This is a genomic window from Halomonas sp. DP1Y21-3, from assembly GCF_019801245.1.
Lineage (GTDB): Bacteria > Pseudomonadota > Gammaproteobacteria > Pseudomonadales > Halomonadaceae > Halomonas > Halomonas litopenaei.
The window spans coordinates 32,708-39,739 of the sequence record NZ_JAHVJM010000010.1 but is presented as its reverse complement, the minus strand read 5'-3'; the positions used below and the strand labels follow the sequence as shown (position 1 = coordinate 39,739).

The 7,032-nt window shown below is 64.4% G+C and carries 4 protein-coding genes; 1 reads left to right on the top strand and 3 read right to left on the bottom strand.

Annotation, left to right across the window (positions count from 1 at the left end; genetic code table 11):
* Together KUV74_RS20670 and pyrC are read right to left on the bottom strand one after the other, a co-directional pair.
* The coding region (locus KUV74_RS20670; RefSeq protein WP_222517272.1) for a retention module-containing protein at nt 1-3,146 on the bottom strand (3,146 nt) is incomplete at its 3' end.
* 469 nt (nt 3,147-3,615) lie between these two features.
* Nucleotides 3,616-4,656 (bottom strand): dihydroorotase, encoded by a 1,041-nt coding sequence (pyrC, locus tag KUV74_RS20665; protein WP_222517271.1) that lies wholly within the window; start codon nt 4,654-4,656, stop codon nt 3,616-3,618.
* A gap of 260 nt (nt 4,657-4,916) precedes the next feature.
* Between pyrC and KUV74_RS20660 the strand changes: the two genes are divergently transcribed.
* Nucleotides 4,917-5,459, top strand: a complete 543-nt coding sequence (locus KUV74_RS20660) for a hypothetical protein (protein WP_315900896.1) — start codon at nt 4,917-4,919, stop codon at nt 5,457-5,459.
* A gap of 233 nt (nt 5,460-5,692) precedes the next feature.
* Here the strand turns inward: KUV74_RS20660 and KUV74_RS20655 are convergent, their stop codons facing one another.
* Complete coding sequence (locus KUV74_RS20655) at nt 5,693-6,934, bottom strand: NAD(P)/FAD-dependent oxidoreductase (RefSeq protein ID WP_222517270.1); 1,242 nt, start codon at nt 6,932-6,934, stop codon at nt 5,693-5,695.
* Between the last annotated feature and the right edge of the window lie 98 nt (nt 6,935-7,032).

Here is a 7,032-nt window from a genome sequence, read left to right as displayed (position 1 = left end):
GTCGGGGCGTCCAGTGCTACGCTTGCCGGATCGGCATCGGTGGTGTCGGCGCCGGTGGTGTCGTTGGACAGCACATTGCCGGTGATCGACGCGGTCTCCTCGGCAATGGTGTCGCTGTCATCACGTGCCTTCGGCACATCGTCATTGACGTCGATGGTCAGGCTGGTCGAAGCCGTATCGCCATCGCTATCGGTGACGACAATGGCGAACAGATCCGCCAGGTCATCACTGCCGGTGCCCTGGCTGGTGTGGTCCTGGGTGCTGCCATCCAGGGTGTAGCTCCAGCTGTACTCCCCGTCAGAGACACTGACGCTCAGGGTGCCGTAGTCGCCTTCGACCGTGCCGCCGCCCGTCACGTTCTGGCCGTTGATCACCAGCGAGGCCAGGCTATCGCCGCCGGTGGTGATCGGCAGACTACCGCCGGTGCTCTGGCTGCCGTCGCCTGCCGCGCTGCCACCCGGGAGGCCCGCCTCGCTGACGCTGAACTGCCCACCTTCGGCATCGGGCGAATCGTCCGGCACGCTGACGGTGGGCGTGGAGTCCGCCGCCACGGTGACGGTGAACACCGCGTCGCTGGTGTCGCCATCGGCGTCGCGGATGGTGTAGTCGATGACCGCATCGCCCTCGAAGCCTGCCGCCGGGGTGAAGGTCACCTCACCGGTGTCGCTGTCGAAGCTCACGCTGCCCTGGCTCGGATCACGCAGGCTCGCGCCGCTGACACTGGCGCCGTCCACACCCTGGGTGTCGTTCGCCAGTACGTTGTAGGTGACGGGGGTGTCTTCGCCGGTGTTGGCTGCGTCGTCCACGGCCACAGGCACATCGTCGTTGACGTCGATGGTCAGGCTGGTCGAAGCCGTATCGCCATCGCTGTCGGTGACGACAATGGCGAACTGATCCGCCAGGTCATCACTGCCGGTGCCTTGGCTGGTGTGATCCTGGGTGCTGCCGTCCAGGGTGTAGCTCCAGCGGTACTCGCCGTCAGACACACTGACGCTCAGGGTGCCGTAGTCGGCTTCCACCGTGCCGCCGCCCGTCACGTTCTGGCCGTTGATTACCAGCGAGGCCAGGCTGTCGCCGCCGGTGGTGATCGGCAGAGTGCCGTTGGTGGTCTGGCTGCCGTCGCCTGCCGTGCTACCGCCCGCGAGGCCCGCCTCGCTGACGCTGAACTGACCGTCTTCGGCATCGGGCGAATCGTTCGGCACGCTGACGGTCGGCGTGGAGTCCGCCGCCACCGTCACGGTGAACACCGCGTCGCTGGTATCGCCATCGGCATCGCGAATGGTGTAGTCGATGAGCGCCGCGCCCTCGAAGCCCGCCGCCGGGGTGAAGGTCACCTCACCGGTGTCGCTATCGAAGGACACGCTGCCCTGGCTCGGATTGCGCAGGGTGGCTTCAGTAACACTGGCACCGTCCACGCCCTGGGTGTCGTTCGCCAGCACGTTGTAGGTGACAGGGGTGTCTTCGCCGGTGTTGGTGGCGTCATCCACGGCCACAGGCACATCGTCGTTGACGTCGATGGTCAGACTAGTCGAGGCCTCGTCGCCATCGCTGTCGGTAACGACGATGGAGAACTGATCCGCCAGGTCGTCGCTGCCGGTGCCCTGGCTAGTGTGGTCCTGGGTACTGCCATCCAGGGTGTAGCTCCAGCTGTACTCGCCGTCAGAGACACTGACACTCAGGGTGCCGTAGTCGCCTTCGACCGTGCCGCCGCCCGTCACGTTCTGGCCGTTGATCACCAGCGAGGCCAGGCTGTCGCCGCCGGTGGTAATCGGCAGACTACCGCCGGTGGACTGGCTGCCATCGCCTGCCGCGCTACCGCCCGGCAGTCCGGCTTCGCTGACGCTGAACTGACCACCTTCGGCATCGGGGGATTCGTCCGGCACGCTGACGGTGGGCGTGGAGTCCGCCGCCACGGTGACGGTGAACACCGCGTCGCTGGTGTCGCCATCGGCGTCGGTGATGGTGTAGTCGATGACCGCGTCGCCCTCGAAGCCGTCCGCCGGGGTAAAGGTCACCTCACCGGTGTCGCTGTCGAAGCTCACACTGCCCTGGCTCGGATCACGCAAGCTCGCGTCGGTGACACTGGCACCGTCCGCACCCTGGACATCGCTGGTGCCGTCGGTATTGACCAGCACGTTGTAGGTGACCGCTGTGTCCTCGCCGGTCGTGGTGGCATCATCCACCGCCTCGGGCGCATCGTCGAGAATCGCGATATCCAGAGTGCCACTGGTGGTACTGCCATCGCTGTCGACAGCACTAATCTCGATGCTGTCGACCACGCCATCGTCGGTTGCGCCGTCGACGCTGTCGTTGTCGACGTTGTCGGTCAGATCGTAGGTGTAAGCAACGCTACCACCGGTGTCATCGCCGCTATAGCTTGTCAGCGTCAGGCTGCCCAAGGGCGTCTCGATGGTCAGCGGATTGCCGGACAGGCCATTGAGTCGATCCAAGCTGATCGGACCACTGCCGCCAACGGTAATGAACGACAGGCCATCGGGAGCGGATACACCAAAACTGCCACTCGCTGATGTCGCGGCGGTGCCTGATGCAGTACCGCCAGGAAGTCCTGCCTCACTGACGGTCTGTTCGGCAGAGGAAAAGCCGATATCGGCGCTGCCTGCTGCTCCCGCAGGCCCATCGAGCCCCGTCAGGGTGACGGACTCGTCCTCATCGGCCGCGGTCCCGCCATCCTGCTCCTGAACGTCGTAGGCCTCGCGCTGATAGCCGTACTCGAACGACAGCGGCGACACTTCCTCGACGATACGCAAAAGACGCACGAAATCGTGCCCGCCCTCGACGCCGGCGCCCCCCGCGGAGCCAGCGGCAGGAGCTTCCAACGCCTCGAGCAGATCTCCTTCGCCCTCTTCGAGCAGCGCCAGGACCCTGGCGACCTCGGCGTCTTCTATCACCTCGTCATCGGCCGACCCTTGCTCGTTGATCGCCTCGCTAATCGCCACCTCGACTTCGCCACCGAGCTGCGCCAGGCGGGTGCCATCGGGTTGCACGAGGTTCACTCGAGCGCCGGTTTCGGTGATCACCACCTCGCCCTCAGTCAGGCGGTCGCCCTCGGCCAGGGGCCTCAGATTGCCTTCCGCATCTCTGGCCCAGGCTTGGCCGGTAACTTGTACGACGATGGCGATGATCATAGGGGCGCGTCTCTCTTTTTTTGGATGACAGACCTAGGCCTTGTGAACAAAGGGATGACAAACCTAGTCCGGCAGCAACAAAACTGTGCTTATGCGCACATTACATGCATGGGGTATAGGTCAATACTGTACTAGAGGACAATGAACTACCTCTAATCCAATGGCCCAACTTTCCCATGCCTCTTCGCTACCCCTTTGATGCTTCACGTCAGTCCTTGTTGAGCCCTCCTCCAATACAGAGCCGCCTTCCATGGCATTCCCCTCGCCCGCACCTCGGCGCTGCCCAGGCGCCAGATACGAAAACGGCGCGCCCTTTTGGGGCGCGCCGTTTTCGTGGTCAAGAAACCCTGAGTCATATCATCAGGGCTAGCTAAAGCAGATTACCGTCCAGAACATCTCATCCGAGTATGAGGTCCGGGTACCAGGCCGCGGCTCGAGGTCGCCACGCCAGGTCATCGCATCAGGTCTGTCAGTCCTGGCGCATCTTCCAGCCCAGAGTTTCACCGGCACGCAGCGGTACCAGCGTCTTGCCTTCGCCAAACGGCAGTTCTGCCGGAACCTGCCACTCGACCTTGTCCAGGGTGATCGAGTCGCTGTTGCGCGGCAGGCCATAGAAGTCGGGACCGTGGTGACTGGCGAACCCTTCCAGCCGATCCAGCGCGCCGGCCTGTTCAAAGGCGGTGGCGTACAGCTCGATGGCCGTCAGCGCGGTATAGGCGCCGGCACAGCCACAGTCACCTTCCTTGTCGTGACGGGCATGAGGCGCGCTGTCGGTGCCGAGGAAGAAGCTCTTGTCGCCCGAGGTCGCCGCCTCGATCAGCGCCTCCCGATGACGCTCGCGCTTGAGGATCGGCAGGCAGTAGTAGTGCGGGCGAATCCCGCCCACCAGCATATGGTTGCGGTTGTAGAGCAGGTGATGAGCGGTGATGGTCGCGCCGATATTCGACGGCGACTCGGCCACGAAGCGCGCCGCGTCGGCGGTGGTAATATGCTCAAAAACCACCTTGAGGTCAGGATGACGGGACAGCAGCGGCTTCATGACCCGCTCGATGAACACCGCCTCGCGATCGAAGATGTCGATCTCGTGATCGGTCACCTCGCCATGCACCAGCAACGGCATCCCCAGCCGCGCCATGGTGGCTACCGCTTCCTCGCAGTGACGCAGATCGGTCACGCCTGAGTCGGAATTGGTGGTGGCCCCGGCCGGATACAGCTTGACCGCCTGCACCTTGCCGCTGCCCCAGGCCGTCTCGATGTCTTCCGAAGTGGTGCGATCGGTAAGATAGAGGGTCATCAGCGGTTCGAACTGGCTTTCCGCAGGCAAGGCAGCCAAGATGCGTTGGCGGTAGTCCAGTGCCTGGTCCAGATTGGTCACCGGCGGCTTGAGGTTCGGCATGATGATCGCACGGCCCATCTGGCGGGCGGTATCGGCCACCACGGAGGCCAGAGCGACGCCGTCGCGCAGGTGGAGGTGCCAGTCGTCGGGCCGGGTCAAGGTAATCGCAGTCACTTGTTATCCTGTCGTCGAGTGATCCATGGTCGGGCGCAGTATACCGTAAAGGGCAAGGTTTCATGGCCCAAACGGGGTGAGATTTCGCGTATCATTCGAGGGACATGCGCCCGGATCTGATCCGCACCGTCGAGGAGTCGCGGCACGTTACCATCGATGTCCGGGGCGATACGTTGTCAAGGCGCCGTCAACGAGCCGACGAGTCCCAGGGCCTCTGGCCGCGCGCAGACTTATTACAGAAACATCCTAGCGAGAGTTACATGCCCAAGGTTCGTCACTACGCCGACCTCGTCGCCACCCTGGCAGGCCTGATGTGGCTGATGCTTTACTGGTCGATTAGCGTGTCGCTGCATATCGGCAGCGCCGAGCCGGCCCTGGCCGCCCTGCTGCTGCTCGGCAGCATGATCCTGGTGAGCTTCGTTCACCGCCCGGTTCGGGTGATGCTGGGCCGCTACCACGTCCGCAAGCGGCGCACGGAGATGTGGATGCACATCCTGGCGCTGCCGCTGAACCTGGCATTTCTGCTGGCCATCGGCATCGACCATCTGATTACACCGATGAGCGGCGCCCAGAAGATGCTGCTGTTCAATGTACTGGCGACGGCAAGCTGGCTGGTGTTCCTGGTGACGCTGCTGATCAAGCTGCTGGCACGCGCCCTGGCCGATCGCCGCGGGTCATCCGGCGCCGAGCCTGCTCTTTCGACCCATAGCTCGACCAATAGCGCGAACGCTACCTCGAACGATACCTCGAACGACGGTAACTCAGCCTCCGGCCTTCACCGTCGGGACGCCGACGAGGCCTGATAAAGGCCTCAGATCATGACGGGGCCGATGTCTGGTCACCGACTGGCCCCAACCTGACCAGCCCCGCTGTCGCCGACAACGGTGCTTGCACGCAGCTTGCCCGCCGCTTCCCACCTTTTTCGCCCTCGCTGACAGCCACGCCATACCGCCCCTTGCAGAGGCGGCATGGCCCCGGACTACCGGCATGGGCCGGCGCTAATGCACTGCCGGCATGGGCCGGCGCCAGCGCGGGATCAGAAGCGGTCCACCCTGAACGGCGCCATGTCGATGTCCGGCTGCTCGCCATCGATGACCTGCGCCAGCAGCTTGCCGGTCACCGGGCCCAGGGTGAAGCCCTGATGACCGTGGCCACAGGCCAGCCACAAGCCTGACTGCCCGGGTACGCCACCGATCACCGGCTTCATGTCCGGGGTACAGGGTCTGGCGCCTTTCCACGGCGTGGGCTCGAGACGCTGCCCCAGCGGAAACAGCTTGCGTGCCTGCTGCTCCGCTGCCTCCAGCTGTTCCAGGTGGGCCGGCGCATCAAGACGCTCGAGCTCGGCCCCCGTGGTCAGGCGAATCCCGCTGCTCATGGGCGCCAGCAGATAGCCTACCTCGGCGTCCATCACCCAGTGGGTCAGCCTGGCGTCATCCGACTGACCATAGTGCATATGGTAGCCACGCTTGACGAACAGCGGGATCGACAGCCCCAGGGCCTTCATCCAGTCCTGTGACCAGGGACCCAACGCCATCACCAGCCCATCTGCCTCCAGGGTGTCGCCCGAAGTATCGATGCGCCAGGTATCGCCCTGCCGGCGCACATCGGTGACGTCCGCCTGGATGATCTCACCGCCATCATCGGAAAATGACTTGGCGTAGGCGGCCACCAGATCGCCCGGGCTTGCCACCGTCCAGGGATCGAGCCAGTGGATCGCCCCGGCAAGTCCGGGTTCCAGGCCCGGCTCCAGGCGCGCCAGCGCCTCGCTGTCGAGGTAGTCGAAGCGGATGCCGAATCGCTTGGCATCCAACTCGGCCTGGGCCACTCGCTCGCCCAGCGCCTTGCTGCTCCGATAGACCTCGAGCCAGCCCTGGCGACGTACCAGCGCGTCGGCACCGGAAGCCTCGATCATCGCCGAGTGGGCCTCCAGGCAGCCGCCTATCAGCGAGGCGTACTCCGGCACGATCTGTTCGTAACGGGCGGGCGCCGAGTTCTGCCAGTACTTGAGCAGCGTCCCGGCGCTTGCGAGCATCGCGCCCGGACGATAGCGGATGTCGATCTGACGATTGGGTACCACCCGCAACAAGGTCGCCAGATCGCGCGGGAAGGCATAGGGACGCACCGCCTCGCGCTGGATGATGCCGGCGTTGCCGTAGGAGGTCTCGCGACCGGGCTCACGGCGGTCGACAAGTGTGACCTGGTGGCCACGGCGCCTCAGATGCCACGCCACCGACACACCGACCATGCCGGCTCCCACTACCACCATCTTGCGCGACATCATTTCCTCCTTGTCCTATAACGCCTGCTAACGTCTGATGACGTGTGATTACCTGGACATGCCGCCCCTCGCCAGTAAAACCATGGCGACCACGGCGT